We start from the raw sequence: 15983 nt of genomic DNA on the forward strand, positions 1-15983 counted from the left end.
AAATGCGGGGTTGTCAGCGCGAAGCTCGCGCCATGGCCTGGCGCTTTTTGCGGCTGCGCCACAAGCGCAGCCAAACACCCCAGGCCACCGCCAGCAGCACCAGGGCCAGCATGAACTGGCCCAAAGCGGCCACCACCACGGCGCTGCTGGGCAGCAACCAGGCCAACACCACTTGCAGCGCTTCCAGCGGCACATAGAGCTGGGCAGGGCGGCGCCGGGACGTGGCAGCCGGGGCCTGCACGGCGTCCGTCACGGGCGGGCGCTTGCGCCACAGGGCCCAGCGGCTCATTCCGCATAGGCCAACTGGGTCAACCAGCCGTGCCCCTCTTCCCAGTCGCCCAGCCCGGATTCCGCATTGATATGGCCGCGCTCGCCGTAGTCCACAAACCGCGCGCCCCAGGCCTCGCCCAGGCCCTGCACGCGCTCGTAGCTGCAGTACGGGTCGTTCTGGCTGCCCACCAGCAGGGCCGGGAACGGCAGTGGCTGCCGCGCAATGGGCGCCCAGCCGTGGATCATGGCGGCGATGTCAGGCCGCTCCACATCGCCCGGGGCGACCAGCAGCGCGCCGCGCACCTTGGCGGCGTGGCGGGTGTGGCTGGCCCACCAGGCGGTGAGCACGCAGCCCAGGCTGTGCGCCACCAGCAGCACGGGGCCGTCGGCATCGGCCACGGTTTCTTCCAGCCGGGCCGACCAATCGCCGCGCAGTGGGCGCATCCAGTCGTGCTGCTCCACGCGCTGGTAGCCGTGCAGGCGCTCCCAGCGGCTTTGCCAGTGGTCAGGGCCCGAGTTTTGCCAGCCGGGCAACAGCAGCACATTGGAGGGTTTAATTGCTATCATTTTTATAGCTTATAGCGCTTTATGGTTGCGCCTTGGAGGTCTTTTTATCTCCAATCCCCATGCGCTTGACGCGATCAACCATCTCCTTGGCAAAGTCCACAAACGCGTGGCTGCCCTTGGCCGATGGGTCAAACACCACGCCCGGCACGCCGTAGCTGGGGGCCTCGGCCAGGCGCACGTTGCGGGGGATGACGGTGTTGAACACCTTGTCACCAAAGTGGTCCTTGAGCTGCTCGCTCACCTGTTGCTGCAGCGTGATGCGCGGGTCGAACATCACGCGCAGCAGGCCGATGACCTGCAGGTCGGCATTGAGGTTGGCGTGCACCTGCTTGATGGTGTTGACCAGATCGGTCAGGCCTTCCAGCGCGAAGTATTCGCACTGCATGGGCACGATGACACCGTGCGCGCTGCACAGGCCGTTGAGGGTGAGCATGCTCAAGGATGGAGGGCAGTCGACGAGCACGAAGTCATAGTCTGCATCGGCCTCGGCCAGCGCGGCCTTCAGGCGTTTTTCGCGGTGCTCCAGGGCCACCAGTTCGACCTCGGCACCGGCCAGTTCGCGGTTGGCGCCCAGCACCCAGTAACCGCATTTGTCCGACAGCACCGCCGCCTCTTTGACGGAGGCGGACTCCAGCAGCACGTCGTACACCGACAGCTCCAGCTGGCGCTTGTCCACGCCCGAACCCATGGTGGCATTGCCCTGCGGGTCCAGGTCCACCATCAGCACACGCTGGCCAATTTTGGCCAGGCCCGCGGCCAGATTGACGGTGGTGGTGGTTTTGCCCACGCCGCCCTTTTGGTTGGCGATACAGAAAATTTTGGCCATGAGGGTTTGAAGGTGGAGGGGTTCGAGTTACTTGGAGATGGCCAGCTTGATGCCGAAGCCGATGAGGAAGACGCCCGCCAGCTTTTCCAGCATGCGGCCAATGCGGGGGTTGGCGCGCATGCGCTCTGCCAGGTGGTGGGTGAGCAGCACCGCCACCAAGCCATACAGAAACGTGAGCACCGCCACGGTGGCCGCCATCACACCAAAAGTGAGCAGGCCCTGGTGGCGGGCTGGGTCCACAAACAGAGGGAAGAACGCCATGTAGAACACGATGGCCTTGGGATTGAGCAGCGTGATCAACCCAGCCTGCTTGAAGTAGTGGCGCGGCTCGATGTTCAGCACCGGCTTGGCGCCGGGCTTGGCTGTGAGCATCTTGAACCCCAGCCATCCCAGGTAGGCCGCCCCCAGCCATTGCACGGCCGCAAACGCCGTGGGATAGGTGGCCAGCAGTGCGGCCACACCCGCCACGGCCGCCCACATCAGCACCTGGTCGCCCGCAATCACCCCCATCGTGGCCGCCAGGCCGCCGCGAATGCCGCCCTTGCTGGTCGAGGTGATGAGCGCCAGATTGCCGGGGCCTGGAATGGCCAAGAACAACACAATGGCGGCGACAAATGCGCCGTAGTCAGCAATGCCAAACATGATTTCTCCCGGTGCCGTGACGATGGGGAATGCAGCGAAAACTGCGCAATAACAAGGCCGAGTTTAAGCGACGCTTTTTCGGAAGCAGCGCCTCCAACGCAGCGCGGGTCAAGCACCAGCCCCGAAGAGCGCGCCCCGACCAGCTTATGCGGGCTTCATCCAGACAATGCAGCGCTCTGCATCCAGCCCGGGCACCGTGAGTTGTTCCACGTGAAACACCGCGACGTCAGCGGGCAATGCTGCGATTTCATCCTCGGGGTGCTTGCCCTTCATGGCCAGCCACACGCCATGGGGCGCGGCCAGGGCCGAGCGCGACCAGGTCACAAAATCAGGCAGCGAGGCAAACGCCCGGCAGCTGACGATGTCGAACGGCGTGGTCAGTGTCTCCACCCGGGCATGCACGCCATGCAGGTTGGGCAACTTGAGCGCCACTGCCGCTTGCTGAATGAACGCGGCCTTTTTGCCCACCGTGTCCACGCAGCTCACATCCACGGCAGGGCAGCAGATGGCAAACACCACACCGGGCAGGCCACCGCCCGAGCCCACATCCAGCAGCCTCACGCCCGCCCCGCCCTGCCCCAAGGTGGCGGCATGGCGGCGCAGCGGCGCCACAGCTGCCAAGCTGTCGAGCAGGTGGTGCGTCAGCATCTCCTGCGGGTCGCGCACCGCCGTCAGGTTATAGACCTTGTTCCACTTTTGCAGCAGGGCCAGAAACTCCATCAACTGCGCCGTCTGTGCATCCGTCAGGTCCAAGCCCAAAGCCTGGGCACCCTCCTGCAAACGGACTTGTAGAGTCTGCACGGGGTGAAGGGTCGGCGTGTTCATGCCGTCACCTCGCCCTCGGCCTTGGCGGGTGCCAGGGCAAAGTCTTTGAAGCCACCCTTCTTGAGGTGCACCATCAACAAGGAAATGGCCGCCGGGGTGATGCCTGTGATGCGCGAGGCCTGGCCCAGGGTTTCAGGGCGATGGCGCGTCAGCGCCTGGCGGGCCTCAATACTCAAGGCCGTCACCTGCATGTAGTCCAGCTCAGCGGGCAGGCGCAGTTTTTCGTAATGGGCGGCACGCTCCACCTCGCCCTTCTGGCGGTCGATGTAGCCTGAATACTTGGCCGCGATCTCCACCTGCTCAATCACCGATTCACTCAGCGCTCCCAGCGTTTCACGTGAAACATCGGCGCTGGCGTACTTGCCGCCGTCCATTCCCATCAGCGTGCCATAGGCCACATCGGGGCGGCGCAGCAGGTCAAACAGGTTGTACTCGTGCTCGATGCTCTTGCCCAGCACGCGCTCAGACTCGGCAGCAGGCAGGTTGCGTGGGTTCACCCAGGTGGCTTTCAGACGCTCTGTTTCACGTGAAACAGCATCGCGCTTGCGGCTAAACGCATCCCAGCGCGCATCGTCCACCAATCCCATGCGGCGCCCTGCTTCGGTCAGGCGCATGTCGGCGTTGTCCTCGCGCAGTTGCAGGCGGAACTCGGCCCGGCTGGTGAACATGCGGTAGGGCTCGGTCACGCCCTTGGTGATGAGGTCGTCCACCAGCACGCCGAGGTAGGCTTCGTCGCGGCCGGGCAGCCAGGCGGCTTCGCCCCGGCACTGCAGGGCGGCGTTGATGCCAGCAAACAAGCCCTGCGCTGCCGCCTCTTCATAGCCCGTGGTGCCATTGATCTGCCCGGCAAAGAACAGACCCTGGATCTGCCGCGTTTCAAAGCTGCTCTTGAGCGAGCGCGGGTCAAAGTAGTCGTACTCAATGGCGTAGCCTGGGCGCAGGATGTGGGCGTTCTCCAAGCCCTTCATGCTGCGCACCAGGTCGTACTGGATGTCGAATGGCAGGCTGGTGCTGATGCCGTTGGGGTAATACTCGTGCGTGGTCAGCCCTTCGGGCTCCAGAAAGATCTGGTGGCTGTCTTTGTCGGCAAAGCGGTTGATCTTGTCTTCCACGCTCGGGCAGTAGCGCGGGCCCACGCCCTCGATCTTGCCGGTGAACATGGGGCTGCGGTCAAAGCCGCTGCGGATGATCTCGTGCGTGCGCTCGTTGGTGTGGGTGATCCAGCACGGCATTTGCTGCGGGTGCATCTGCGCATTGCCCATAAAGCTGAACACAGGCACGGTGCCCTCGTTCACGCCACCGGGCATGCCATCGCCGGGCTGCTCCTCGCACTGGCTGAAGTCGATGCTGCGGCCGTCAATGCGCGGGGGCGTGCCGGTCTTCAGGCGCCCTTGCGGCAGCTTCAGTTCTTTGAGGCGTGCACTCAGCGAAACGGCGGGCGGGTCCCCTGCCCGGCCGGCGGCGTAGTTGTTCAGGCCCACATGGATCTTGCCGTCCAGGAAAGTCCCGGCCGTCAGCACCACCGTACGGCTGCGAAAGCGGATGCCCACCTGCGTGACTGCACCCACTACGCGATCACCCTCCACCATCAGGTCGTCCACCGCCTGCTGGAACAGCCACAGGTTGGGCTGGTTCTCCAGCATGCGCCGGATAGCCGCCTTGTACAGAATGCGGTCGGCCTGCGCCCGTGTGGCGCGCACCGCAGGGCCCTTGGAGCTGTTGAGAATGCGGAACTGGATACCGCCCTCGTCCGTGGCCAAGGCCATGGCACCACCCAGCGCATCCACCTCTTTGACCAAATGGCCCTTGCCAATGCCGCCAATGCTGGGGTTGCAGCTCATCTGCCCCAGGGTCTCGATGTTGTGGGACAGCAGCAAGGTTTTGCTGCCCATGCGGGCAGCGGCCAGCGCGGCCTCGGTGCCAGCATGGCCACCGCCGACGACGATCACATCAAATTCCTGGGGGTACAACATGGGAGCGCTCCGGGGCCCTGCCGGGCCCGATAAAGAAAACACCCGCAATCAGAATCTGTTCAAAATCCTTTCGGGAATCGCACTGCGGGCCGGGCATCAGGTGCTGTCGGCGCAGGCCAGGGCGATTGCGGGTAACCCCTGATTTTCCCACTTTGCGCGCATTGTGTCTGCGCATGCCCTTGGGGCGGGTGGTGGCGCATCCTGGCAAGCCCCCTTCGCTCAGCCTAAAAAAGAGACTGCCCCCTTGTTTCACGTGAAACACCCCACGCAGGAATCCTGTCCACCCGGTGTGATTCAATGGCACCCATGCCAAACGCCCAACTCCTCATCTTCGCGGGCAGCACCCGCCAGCAGTCCTTTAACCGCAAACTGGCCCATGCCACCGCGGCCATCGCGCGCGATGCGGGTGCCAGCGTCACGCTGCTGGAGCTGTCTGACTTTGACATTCCGCTCTACAACGCCGACCTGGAAGCCCAAGGCACCCCGGCCGATGTGGTGCGGCTCAAGCAGGTGCTGCTCGACCACCCCGCCTGGATCATCTGCTCGCCCGAATACAACGGCAGCTACACCGCCCTGCTCAAAAACACCCTCGACTGGGCCTCCAGCCCCATCAAGGGCGACCCGGTGTGGCAAGACGGCACCCGCTCCTTCCGGGGCAAGGTGGTGGGCATGCTCAGCGCGTCCCCTGGTGCGCTGGGCGGCCTGCGTTCGCAAAGCCACCTGGGCCCCTTGCTCACCAACCTCGAATGCTGGCTGGCCCCCAAGGCGTTTGCGCTGGGCTCGGCAGGCAGCGCGTTCGATGACAGCGGCGCCCTGCTCCAGCCCGCCCACCGCGACCGCGTGCGCGCCGTGGTGGACCAGGTGCTGTGGGCCGCAGGCCGCCTGCACGGCGACGCTGCAGGCCCCGCCTGAACGTATTTAAGTCAAAACAAGCCCTAGCGCTTATTTAACAAGCGCTAGCAGCTATATAAACCATAGCAAACCCATGGATTGCCGCCCTGGCTGCGGCGCCTGCTGCACCGCCCCCTCCATCAGCTCCCCCATCCCTGGCATGCCGCACGGCAAGCCTGCGGGGGTGCGCTGTGTGCAGCTGGACGAGCACGCACGGTGCCGCATCTTTGGCCAACCCGATCGGCCAGCGGTGTGCGGTGGGTTGATGCCCTCCGCTGAGATGTGCGGTGCCAGCAACGCACAGGCCATGGCGTATCTGACGCAACTGGAACAACTGACCCAACCAGCCCACCTACCGCAGCGTTGACCTGCAGCGGCTTGGGGCGGGCACAGGCATAAAAAAGCACGCCCATGGGCGTGCTTTGGTAACGGCTGGCGTGATGGCGGCAGGAAGGCAATCCCCTCCCCCACGCCCTTACACACCCAACTCCGCTCAGCTCAGCTTAGAAGCTCTCCCACTCATCGTCGTTGCCCCCGGCCTTCGCTGCTTTGGGTGCTGGCGTTGCCTTGGGTGCTGGCGCCGCCGCCTGGGGCGCTGCCAGGCTCGCCGCTGGCTTGCTTTGGGCTGGCGCTTTGGCCGTTGTCGCCTTGGGCTTGCTCAGTGCAGGCCGGGCGCTGGGGGTTTTGCCCAGGCTGCTGGCACCGGGGCTGCTGGTTCGGGCGCTGTAGCTTGTGCCGCTGGCATCGTGCGCCAGTTTGAACACTGCCACGGCGTTGACCAACTCGCCCGCTTGGCCGTTGAGGCTGCTGGCCGCTGCCGCCATTTCTTCCACCAGCGCCGCGTTTTGCTGGGTCGCCTGGTCCATTTGCGTCACCGCTTCGCCCACTTGGCCTACCCCTGCGCTTTGTTCGCTGCTGGCGGCACTGATCTCTCCCATGATGTCGGTCACGCGCCGGATGGCGGTGACGACTTCGGTCATGGTGCTGCCGGCTTTGTCTACCAGCAGGGTGCCTTGTTCTACCCGCTCTACGCTGGCCATGATCAGGCTCTTGATTTCTTTGGCCGCTTCTGCGCTGCGTCCTGCCAGGTTGCGTACTTCGGTGGCAACCACGGCAAAGCCTCGGCCTTGCTCGCCTGCCCGGGCGGCTTCCACGGCGGCGTTCAGCGCCAGGATGTTGGTCTGGAAGGCGATGCCGTCGATCACGCTGATGATGTCTGCAATCTTGTTGCTGCTGGCGTTGATGCCTTTCATGGTCTCCACCACTTCGGCAACCACTTCTCCGCCTTGCGTGGCAACGGTCGATGCGCTCATGGCCAGTTGGTTGGCGGTGCGGGCGTTGTCTGCGTTTTGGCGCACGGTGGAGCCGAGCTCTTCCATGGAGGCTGCGGTTTCTTCCAGGGCGCTGGCTTGTTGTTCGGTGCGGGCGCTCAGGTCGTTGTTGCCGGAGGCAATCTCTGCGCTGGCCGAGGCCACGCTTTCTGAGTTCTGGCGTACCACGCTCACCGTGCGCACCAGGCTTTGCTGCATGCGCTGCAGGGCTCCGAGCAACTGGCCGGTTTCGTCGGTGGAGGTGACTTCGATGTGGGCGCTGAGGTCGCCTGCGGCCACTTGGTCGGCCACTTCCACTGCGCGGGACAGGGGGGCGGTGATGGAGCGGATGATGGCAATCGCCAGGAAGATGGCCAAGCCCACAATCACGGCGCAGGCCAACAGAACATCCCGCTGCAGGGCCGAGGCCTCGCTCTCAGCCCTCTCACCGGCGGCCTGGGTGGTCTTGTCCTGGAAATCCAGCTGGCTCTCAATCAGCGTCCGGTACGCTCTCTGGACAGGCCGCAGCTCCGTCTCCAGGTACTTCAGGGCCTCGTCTTTGCGCCCTTCTTTGATCATTGCCAGGTACTGGTCACTCACCCGGAGAAAATTGGCCCGCTCCTGCTGCATCTTGGCCAAGCGGTCTTTGCCTTCTGGCGACCGAATCAAGGTCTCCAGCAGTTTGTACTGGGCGGTCACGGTTTCGCGGGCCGAGGCGATCTGGGTGGAGGCACGCTGGCGCACCTCATCGGTGTCCCAAAGGGCCAGGTTGCGGTACTGGATCGCTTGCTCGTTCACCCCGGAATCCAGGGCGGCCAGGGCTTTGGTCACAGGGATGCGTACACCCACCACGTCGTTCAGGGCCTCCCGCTGGTGGCCAGAGCGCACCAGGCTGATCACACCCAACACCAAAACAAGCAGCACCATGGCTGCAAAGGCCCCCGCAAGGCGCGTCGATATCTTCCAGTTTTTCATAGACTTCTCCCCAGTTTGGAACCCACAGCCGCAGAGGGCGCCGCGTTGCAAACCACGCCGCCCCACTCCAGCCAACTCTGTGCGGAATCTCCGCGATCGGTCCTGTAAAACCCGGCCCTGTGCAGGCTTCTTGTGGCTTCAGCCCCCAAAAGCATTGACACGTGTCAAAAAAATACTATCACCAATTGTTAAAAGATTAACAAAATCACATACCCACAAATACCTTTTGGCCTTTGAACGGAAGGCGCCTGTGGCACCGGGCAACACCCAGGGTTTCCATGGCGCCGTGGCCCGAGGTTTTTGACAAAAAAGCCGCCTAGCGCCCGCACAGCAAGCGCTAGCAGCTATCAAATCAGAAGCAGATGCGATACCGCTGTCACAAACCCTAGGGGCTGTACGTCTGACAGACTCAGACAAGCGCAGCGCGAAGCCCCTTGTGCCCCCCATTCACCACCCACGCCATGACCCATCCCACCGAGCCCGCTTTCGCAGCACCCACCACAGACCCCTTCACCATCCTGCGCCCCCGCCTGTTTGGGCTGGCCTACCGCATGCTGGGGGTGCGGGCCGATGCCGAGGATGTGCTGCAGGACGCCTGGCTGCGCTGGAGCCGCCAGGACACCGCCGCCCTGCAGTCGGCCGAGGCGTGGCTGGTGACGGTGGTGACGCGCCTGTCGATTGACCGGCTGCGTGCCCTGAAGGCCGAGCGCGAGGCCTATGTGGGCTGGTGGCTGCCAGAGCCGCTGGTGGAGCTGCAGGCAGGCGGGCAACATCACCACACGCCAGAGTCGGCGGCGGAGCTGGCAGGGGAACTGTCAGTGGCGTTTTTGTACGTGCTGGAGCGCCTGGGGCCGGAGGAGCGCGCGGCCTTTTTGCTGCGCCAGGTGTTTGACTACGACTACGCCGACATTGCCGCACAGCTGGGCAAAACCGAGGCCGCCTGCCGCCAGCTGGTGCACCGCGCCAGCGAGCGGGTACAGCAGGCGCGCACCCGCTTTGAGGTGCCGCGCACGGTGCACCAGCAGTTGCTGCAGCGCTTCATGCAGGCCGCCCACAGTGGCGACCGCAACGCCATCGAGGCACTGATCGGCGAGGACGCACAGCTCATTGGCGACGGCGGCGGCAAGGTGCCCTCGTTCCCCAAGCCGCTGGTGGGGCCGTTTCGCATTGCCAACCTGTACTGGGCGCTGTTTCGCCGCCTGGGCCCGCAGGTCGCGTACCGCATGGCGCTCATCAACGGCGAGCCGGGGCTGTTGCGCTACGTGGAGGGCCAGCTCGAATCCGCCCAGGCGTTTGTGACGGATGGCGAACGCATCGTGGCCATCTACGCCGTGCGCAACCCCGACAAGCTCACCGGCATTGCCACTACGCTGGGCTGAAGCTCCAGGAAATTGGGGCGTTGGGGCCCTGCCCTGTCACAAACACGGCACGGGCTGCGTCTTATGGGCATGAACAGGCCACTTGGCCGCATTCATGACCCTTTGCACTTCCACCCTAACGCTTTCCATCCAAGGACCTGACATGACCTCCAGCACCTCCAGCACCTCCCACACCGCCCGCCTGCCCTACCACCAGCTGTCGTCCAAGGCCTTCATGGGCCTGGTGAACCTGTCGGACACCGTCAAGAAAGGCCCGCTGGGCCTGCGCCTGACCGAGCTGGTGTTCCTGCGCGTGTCGCAAATCAACGGCTGCGCCTATTGCATGGACATGCACTGGCATGTGCTCGTCAAAGACGGCATGGAGCCCCGCCACCTGAACGCCGTGGCGGGCTGGCGCGAGGCGCCGTTCTTCAGCGACCGTGAGCGCGCCGCCGTGCGCTGGGCCGAGATCCTGACCGCCACGCCGCACAGCGACGCCAGCGATGAAGAGTTTGCCAAACTGCAGGCCGTGTTCAGCGCTGCCGAAATCTCCGACCTGGGCTTTGCCATTGCCATCATCAACGCCTGGAACCTGATCAACGCTGGCATGCGTGCGCCGATCCCGCAAACACCCGTGGTGTGATTTCAAACCAAATAGGCTGCTAGCGCTTATCCAATAAGCGCTAGCAGCTATCATTTTTGAATAAACAAAAGGGCCACCACTCCCCTTGCTTGTGTAGCCTGTCTGACAGCCACGCTGGCGCAAGCGGCCTACAGTGTCCCCACCCACGTTACGGAGACACCCCATGCATTCCATCCCCTCGCTGCAGGGCAGCGTCAGCCCCGAAGAATGGCAACTGCGCTGCGATCTGGCCGCCTGCTACCGGCTGGTGGCGCTGTACGGCTGGAGCGACCTGGTCTTCACCCACATCAGCGCCAAGCTGCCCGAGTCGGTGTCAGGGCCTGAGCACCAGTTCCTCATCAACCCCTATGGCCTCATGTTCGACGAGATCACCGCATCCAGCCTCATCAAGGTGGACATGCAGTGCAACAAGCTGCACGACTCGCCCTTCCCGGTGAACCCTGCGGGCTTTGTGATCCACAGCGCCGTGCACGAGGCCCGGCCTGAGGCAGGCTGCGTGCTGCACACCCACACCCGCGCGGGCGTGGCCGTGAGCGCGCAAAAGGGCGGCGTGCTGCCCATCAGCCAGCAAAGCACCTTTGTGCTGGGCTCGCTGGCCTACCACGCCTACGAGGGAGTGGCCTTTCGCGACGAAGAAAAACCGCGCCTGCAGGCCGACCTGGGCGAGGCCAACTTCCTCATGCTGCGCAACCACGGACTGCTCACAGTGGGCAAAACCATTGCCGATGCGTTCTTGTCGATGTACACGTTCGAGAACACCTGCCGCATCCAGATCGACGCGCAGGCCGGTGGCGAGCTGATTGCCGTGGACCCGCGCATCGTCAGTGGCGTGGCCCAGGCCATGCGCGTGCAGACGGGCGGCCTGGGCGGTGCCTTTGCCTGGCCCGCACTGCTGCGCAAGGCCCAGCGCGAAGCGCCAGGGTTTGACCACTGAAGCCCACGCCCCCAAAGCCCGCCCCTACGCACAACGCTGCGCCAACGCATACGATGTGCACCTCGTGATTTTTTGACCAGAGGACACAAGCCCATGAAGCTGTACTACTCCCCCGGCGCCTGCTCGCTGTCGCCCCACATCGCTTTGCACGAAGCGGGCTTGGCGTTTGACGCCGTGCTGGCCAGCACCAAGACGCACAAGCTGCAAGACGGCACCGACTTCTACACCATCAACGAACTGGGCTACGTGCCCGTGCTGGAGCTGGACAACGGCGAGCGCCTGCGCGAAGGCCCCGCCATCGTGCAGTACGTGGCCGACCAGGTGCCCAGCAAGGGCCTGGCCCCTGCCCACGGCACCATGGAGCGCTACCGCCTGCAAGAGTGGCTGACCTTCATCGGTACCGAGCTGCACAAGGGCCACAGCCCACTGTTTGCCCCCAACACGCCCGAAGAGTACAAGCCCATCGTGCGCGAACGCCTGCAAAGCCGCTTTGCATGGGTCGACAAGCAACTGGCAGGCAAGGACTACCTGCTGGGCAGCTTCAGCGTGGCCGACGGCTACCTGTACACCGTCTCGCGCTGGGGCCAGTTTGTGGGCGTGGACACCTCGGGCCTGGCAAACCTGCAAGCCTTCAAACAGCGCATGGAAGCACGCCCAGGCGTGCAAGCCGCCTTGAAGGCGGAAGGCCTGCTCAAGTAAGCGGCAGCCCCCTGAACGGGACCCAAACAGCGCAGACCTTTGCAAAGAGGCTGCGCTTTTTTCATGGGCCTGCCCACCAGCGCAGCAGCGCCCCCGCACTGCAAGGTTCCACGTGAAACGCCACTGTGTGCGCGCCCTCCAAGCCCTGCGGTTATCACAAAAAGAGAGCCCTTGTTGATGCATCCGGCCTGCACGTTGGGGCCAGCAGCAGTACGCTTGAGGCCGTTATCCACTGAGTGCAATCTAGATTGCGGAAAGCGCGTCCATGACTTCCCTGTTCGAACCCACCCAAGCCGGTGACATCGCCCTGGCCAACCGCATTGCCATGGCCCCCCTCACCCGCAACCGCTCGCCCGAGGCCATTCCCACCGATCTGGTCGCCACCTACTACGCGCAGCGCGCCAGCGCGGGCCTGATCATCTCTGAGGCCACCGCCATCAGCCCCCAGGGCCAGGGCTATGCCGACGTGCCGGGCCTGTACGGCACCGAGCAACTGGACGGCTGGAAGAAGGTGACCCGCGCCGTGCACCAGGCGGGCGGCAAGATCGTGGTGCAGCTGTGGCATGTGGGCCGCATCTCTCACACCTCGCTGCAGCCCGGCAACGCCCAGCCCGTGGCGCCATCGGCCATCCGCGCCCATGCCAAGACGGTGCTCATCAAAGACGGCGTGCCCACGTTCACTGAAACATCCGAGCCCCGCGCGCTGGATGCGCAAGAGCTGCCCGGCATCGTGCAGGACTACCGCCACGCCGCGCGCAACGCCATTGCCGCCGGCTTTGATGGCGTGGAAATCCACGCGGCCAACGGCTACCTCATCGACCAATTCCTCAAGACCGGCGCCAACCAGCGCACCGACGACTACGGCGGCAGCATCAAAAACCGCGCCCGCCTGCTGCTTGAGGTGACACGCGCCATCGTGGACGAAATCGGCGGCGGGCGCACCGGCATCCGCCTCTCGCCCGTCACCCCCGCCAACGACATCGTGGACGAAAACCCGCAACTGCTGTTTGACTACGTGGCGTGCGAGCTGGCCAAGCTGGGCCTGGCCTTCATCCACGTGATCGAAGGCTCAACCGGCGGCCCCCGCGAGCTGGCAGACCGCCCCTTCAGCTACGACGAAATGCGCACCGCCTACCGCACCGCTGGCGGCAAGGGCGCCTGGATGGTGAACAACGCCTACGACCGGGCACTGGCCGAATCGGCACTGGCCCAAGGCGCCGACATCGTGGCCTTTGGCCGCCCGTTCATCGCCAACCCCGACCTGGTGCAACGCCTGCAGCAAAACGCGCCGCTCAACGAACTCAACCGTGCCACGCTGTATGGCGGCGGGGCTGAGGGGTATACGGACTACCCTGCGCTGAACGCCTAAGGCAGCGGACCAAAGCAAGAGCTGCGGAGTTTCACACACGCTGAATGAAACTGGCGCAGCCCAAGCCAGGGTCGCCGCGCAAGGGCCGTCCCGCCGCGCTGGCGACGTCCCCCTGCCCGCGAAGCGAGAGCGGGGGGAAGCGGCGAAGCCGCTCAGGGGGGTGAACCTAATCCTATCGGGCTGGGGGCCCGCATCACGATGCGGGTGAACAGACGGTCATACGCCGGGTCGCGCGGGCGGCCGTGGGTGAGGGGGTTGGTGTTGGTGGCAAACGCGGCATCCACAGCGGCCCAGTCCTCATCGCTCAAATGCGCCTGTGCCGCAGGCAGCACCAGCGTCTCTTCCAGGCGCATGTGCTCCAGGTAAAAGTCGATATAGCGCCCCAGGGCCTGCACAAACGCCTCGCGCCGCCCCTCACCCATCAGCTCCCAGCCCAGCAGCAGGTGCTGCAGCTCCCGCACCGCCGCCTCGCCGCCATCGTGCTCCTGGTCCAGCCGCGCAATCACCTCAGCCACATGGGGCGCACACAGGGCCACCCGGGGGAAGAGGCACTGCGTCTCTTTGGGGTGGTGCTGGCGTTCAGGAAACTCGTCGATGTAGAACAGCATGGCCCGCGCCACGTCAAAGAACGTGGCGGGGTTGTCCCCCGGGCCTTGGTCCATCAGCAGCCTCAGCGAATGCAGCACCGCAGCGAGCGACGCATGTTCTTCACGGATGATCTGCAAACTGACGGGAGGCATAGGGCAAGCACCGGGGGGCGGGTAGACGAATCGGGCGAGAGTGCCACGGCCCCGCCAGCCCCTGCGTGACACAGGTCAACAAATGCCCAGGCATGGGGCCCTGCAGCGCACAAAACGGGGCCCAAAAAAGCAAAACCCCAACGGGTGGGGGTTTGCAGCAAGGTGGCGGGCCCACGCACCGGGTGCCCGCCAGTCCACCCATCAGCCCAGCAAAGCGCGGGGGCCCGAGCGGGGCGCAGACAAGCCCTGCGGGGCTGCCACGGCGGCGTGCTGATGGTGGTCCATGGATGCCGACAGGCGGAACTGCTGCACCACCTGCGACAAGCGCGCAGCTTGCTCACGCAGGGACTCGGCGGCGGCAGCAGACTCTTCCACCAGCGCTGCGTTTTGCTGCGTCATGCGGTCGATCTCACCCACCGACTGGTTCACCTGGCCGATGCCCGCAGACTGCTCGGAAGCCGCTGCCGTGATCTCGCCAATGATGTCGCCCACGCGCTGCACGCTGCTCACGATGTCCTTCATGGCCGTGCCCGCGTCTTCCACATGGCGCACGCCGCCGTTCACGGCGGTCACGCTGCTCTGGATCAGCACCTTGATGTCGCTGGCCGCAGCGGCCGAGCGCTGGGCCAGGCTGCGCACTTCGCTGGCCACCACGGCAAAGCCACGGCCTTGCTCGCCCGCACGGGCGGCTTCTACGGCCGCGTTCAGCGCCAGGATGTTGGTCTGGAAGGCAATCGAATCGATCAGGCCGATGATGTCGCCGATCTTGCGGCTGGAGGCCGAGATCTCGTGCATGCTGGACACCGCCTGCTCCACCACCGAGCCACCCCGCGTGGCCGTGCTGGATGCAGAGGCCGCCAGCTGGTTGGCCATCTGCGAAGAAGACGCCGTCTGCTGCACCGTAGCCGTGATTTGCGACAGCGAACTTACCGCCGCCTGGGCGTTGCTGGCCGTTTGCTCGGTGCGGTGCGACAGGTCCTGGTTGCCCGTGGCAATCTCTTGGCTGGCCGTGGCGATGTTGCCACTGGCATCGCGCACCTGCGCCACCAGCGTGCCCAGGCCCTGTTGCATGTCGGACAGGGCGCGCAGCAGGTCGGCCACTTCATCGCGCCCTTCGGCACGAATGGACTGCGACAAGTCGCCCCCCGCAATCGCCTTGGCCACGCGCTGGGCCTCGTCCAACGGCTTGCAGATGGAATGCATGTTCAGCAAAGTGAGCGGCACCACCACCACCACCGTGATGATCACTGCCAAGGCAAACAGCCACTTCGTTTGCTCGGAGACGCTCTGTTGCTCGGCCACCGACTTTTGCACCTCGCTGCGCAGCACCTCATCGAGCTGGCCCATCAGCTTGTCGGCCTCAGAGAATTCAGCCACGGCCTTGCCGCTCATGCGGTTGGCGATGGTGGCGGTGTCGTAGCCACCGGCCTCCAGTTGCCGCGCCACATGGGCAAACGCCTCCTTGTAGCTGTCCAGCTTTTTGATGATGTCGCGCACCACCGGGTTGTCCACATCCTCTGGACCTTCCAGGAACTGGCTGGCCACTTTTTTGGCCTTCTCCTGGCTGTCCAGCCACTTGGCATAGGCGGCCTTCACTGCCTCGGGCTTCTCGTAGCCAATGATCATGTCCTTTTCGTACTGGCGAATGGCCCCCATCTCGCCACGCAGCTGGGCCATGTAAGACACCTCCTTGAAGGAGTTGTGCATGAAATCCTCGCTCATGGAGTAGATGCGGAACATGCCCAACATGCCCGCACCGCCCAGCAACCCCAGCAAGCCCAACACCACGCCAATGGCGCCCAGCATGCGGAAACGGATGGTGAACAGCCGCATGAGCGAAAAGAGATTCATGATTTGTCTTCCTCAAGAGAGATACGCCAACAGAGCCGACGCTGCCAATTTTTTAGTTTACTTTTCTGAAACTATTTGTTGCAGTTTGCCAGACATCGCAGACCTCGGCC

The 15983-nt window shown here is 64.4% G+C and carries 16 protein-coding genes; 7 read left to right on the plus strand and 9 right to left on the minus strand.

Going from position 1 to position 15983, the window contains the following annotated elements; translation table 11 throughout:
* Positions 1 to 13: 13 nt before the first annotated feature.
* The 6 genes from EAG14_RS21850 to mnmG form a co-directional block, all read right to left on the minus strand.
* Positions 14 to 289, minus strand: a complete 276-nt coding sequence (locus tag EAG14_RS21850) for a hypothetical protein (RefSeq protein ID WP_099657296.1) — start codon at positions 287 to 289, stop codon at positions 14 to 16.
* On the minus strand, positions 286 to 828 hold the full coding sequence (locus EAG14_RS21855; RefSeq protein WP_121730611.1) for an alpha/beta hydrolase: 543 nt from the start codon (positions 826 to 828) through the stop codon (positions 286 to 288). The genes EAG14_RS21850 and EAG14_RS21855 overlap by 4 nt, the downstream gene beginning before the upstream one ends.
* Before the next feature lie 28 nt (positions 829 to 856).
* Entirely contained in the window at positions 857 to 1663 is an 807-nt protein-coding gene (locus EAG14_RS21860) for a ParA family protein (protein WP_121730132.1), read from the minus strand.
* Positions 1664 to 1690: 27 nt separating this feature from the next.
* Entirely contained in the window at positions 1691 to 2305 is a 615-nt protein-coding gene (locus EAG14_RS21865; protein ID WP_099742576.1) for a LysE family transporter, read from the minus strand.
* Positions 2306 to 2449: 144 nt separating this feature from the next.
* A complete protein-coding gene (gene rsmG, locus EAG14_RS21870) occupies positions 2450 to 3130 on the minus strand; it encodes a 16S rRNA (guanine(527)-N(7))-methyltransferase RsmG (RefSeq protein WP_121730133.1) in 681 nt (226 codons plus the stop codon).
* Positions 3127 to 5103 carry a tRNA uridine-5-carboxymethylaminomethyl(34) synthesis enzyme MnmG gene (gene mnmG, locus EAG14_RS21875; protein WP_121730134.1) on the minus strand — a complete coding sequence of 659 codons (1977 nt, stop codon included), beginning with the start codon at positions 5101 to 5103 and terminating at the stop codon, positions 3127 to 3129. Before mnmG ends, rsmG begins: the two co-directional genes overlap by 4 nt.
* Before the next feature lie 306 nt (positions 5104 to 5409).
* Between mnmG and EAG14_RS21880 the strand changes: the two genes are divergently transcribed.
* The gene (locus EAG14_RS21880) at positions 5410 to 6015 is read left to right on the plus strand and encodes an NADPH-dependent FMN reductase (RefSeq protein WP_099658914.1); all 606 of its coding nucleotides are present in this window, start codon (positions 5410 to 5412) and stop codon (positions 6013 to 6015) included.
* 73 nt (positions 6016 to 6088) lie between these two features.
* On the plus strand, positions 6089 to 6361 hold the full coding sequence (locus EAG14_RS21885) for a YkgJ family cysteine cluster protein (RefSeq protein ID WP_099657291.1): 273 nt from the start codon (positions 6089 to 6091) through the stop codon (positions 6359 to 6361).
* Positions 6362 to 6497: 136 nt separating this feature from the next.
* On the opposite strand, the gene EAG14_RS21890 is transcribed toward EAG14_RS21885, so the two are convergent.
* Positions 6498 to 8279: a methyl-accepting chemotaxis protein gene (locus tag EAG14_RS21890; protein WP_121730135.1), complete on the minus strand. Its 1782-nt coding sequence runs from the start codon at positions 8277 to 8279 to the stop codon at positions 6498 to 6500.
* A gap of 461 nt (positions 8280 to 8740) precedes the next feature.
* Here EAG14_RS21890 and EAG14_RS21895 point away from each other — a divergent pair, with 461 nt between their 5' ends.
* From EAG14_RS21895 to EAG14_RS21915, 5 genes are all read left to right on the plus strand, one after another.
* Entirely contained in the window at positions 8741 to 9658 is a 918-nt protein-coding gene (locus EAG14_RS21895) for an RNA polymerase sigma-70 factor (RefSeq protein WP_121730136.1), read from the plus strand.
* Positions 9659 to 9800: 142 nt separating this feature from the next.
* On the plus strand, positions 9801 to 10280 hold the full coding sequence (locus tag EAG14_RS21900; protein WP_121730137.1) for a carboxymuconolactone decarboxylase family protein: 480 nt from the start codon (positions 9801 to 9803) through the stop codon (positions 10278 to 10280).
* Between the two features lie 163 nt (positions 10281 to 10443).
* On the plus strand, positions 10444 to 11214 hold the full coding sequence (locus EAG14_RS21905; protein WP_099742569.1) for a class II aldolase/adducin family protein: 771 nt from the start codon (positions 10444 to 10446) through the stop codon (positions 11212 to 11214).
* Between the two features lie 93 nt (positions 11215 to 11307).
* Positions 11308 to 11913 (plus strand): glutathione transferase GstA, encoded by a 606-nt coding sequence (gstA, locus tag EAG14_RS21910; RefSeq protein ID WP_121730138.1) that lies wholly within the window; start codon positions 11308 to 11310, stop codon positions 11911 to 11913.
* Positions 11914 to 12178: 265 nt separating this feature from the next.
* Positions 12179 to 13282: an alkene reductase gene (locus EAG14_RS21915; RefSeq protein WP_099657285.1), complete on the plus strand. Its 1104-nt coding sequence runs from the start codon at positions 12179 to 12181 to the stop codon at positions 13280 to 13282.
* Between the two features lie 152 nt (positions 13283 to 13434).
* Here the strand turns inward: EAG14_RS21915 and EAG14_RS21920 are convergent, their stop codons facing one another.
* Both EAG14_RS21920 and EAG14_RS21925 read right to left on the minus strand, forming a co-directional pair.
* On the minus strand, positions 13435 to 14022 hold the full coding sequence (locus EAG14_RS21920) for a hemerythrin domain-containing protein (protein ID WP_099657284.1): 588 nt from the start codon (positions 14020 to 14022) through the stop codon (positions 13435 to 13437).
* Between the two features lie 201 nt (positions 14023 to 14223).
* Positions 14224 to 15873, minus strand: coding sequence for a methyl-accepting chemotaxis protein (locus tag EAG14_RS21925; RefSeq protein WP_121730139.1), 1650 nt, complete (start codon positions 15871 to 15873; stop codon positions 14224 to 14226).
* Positions 15874 to 15983 lie beyond the last annotated feature (110 nt).

It is taken from the genome of Acidovorax sp. 1608163, from assembly GCF_003669015.1.
Taxonomy (GTDB): Bacteria; Pseudomonadota; Gammaproteobacteria; order Burkholderiales; family Burkholderiaceae_C; genus Acidovorax.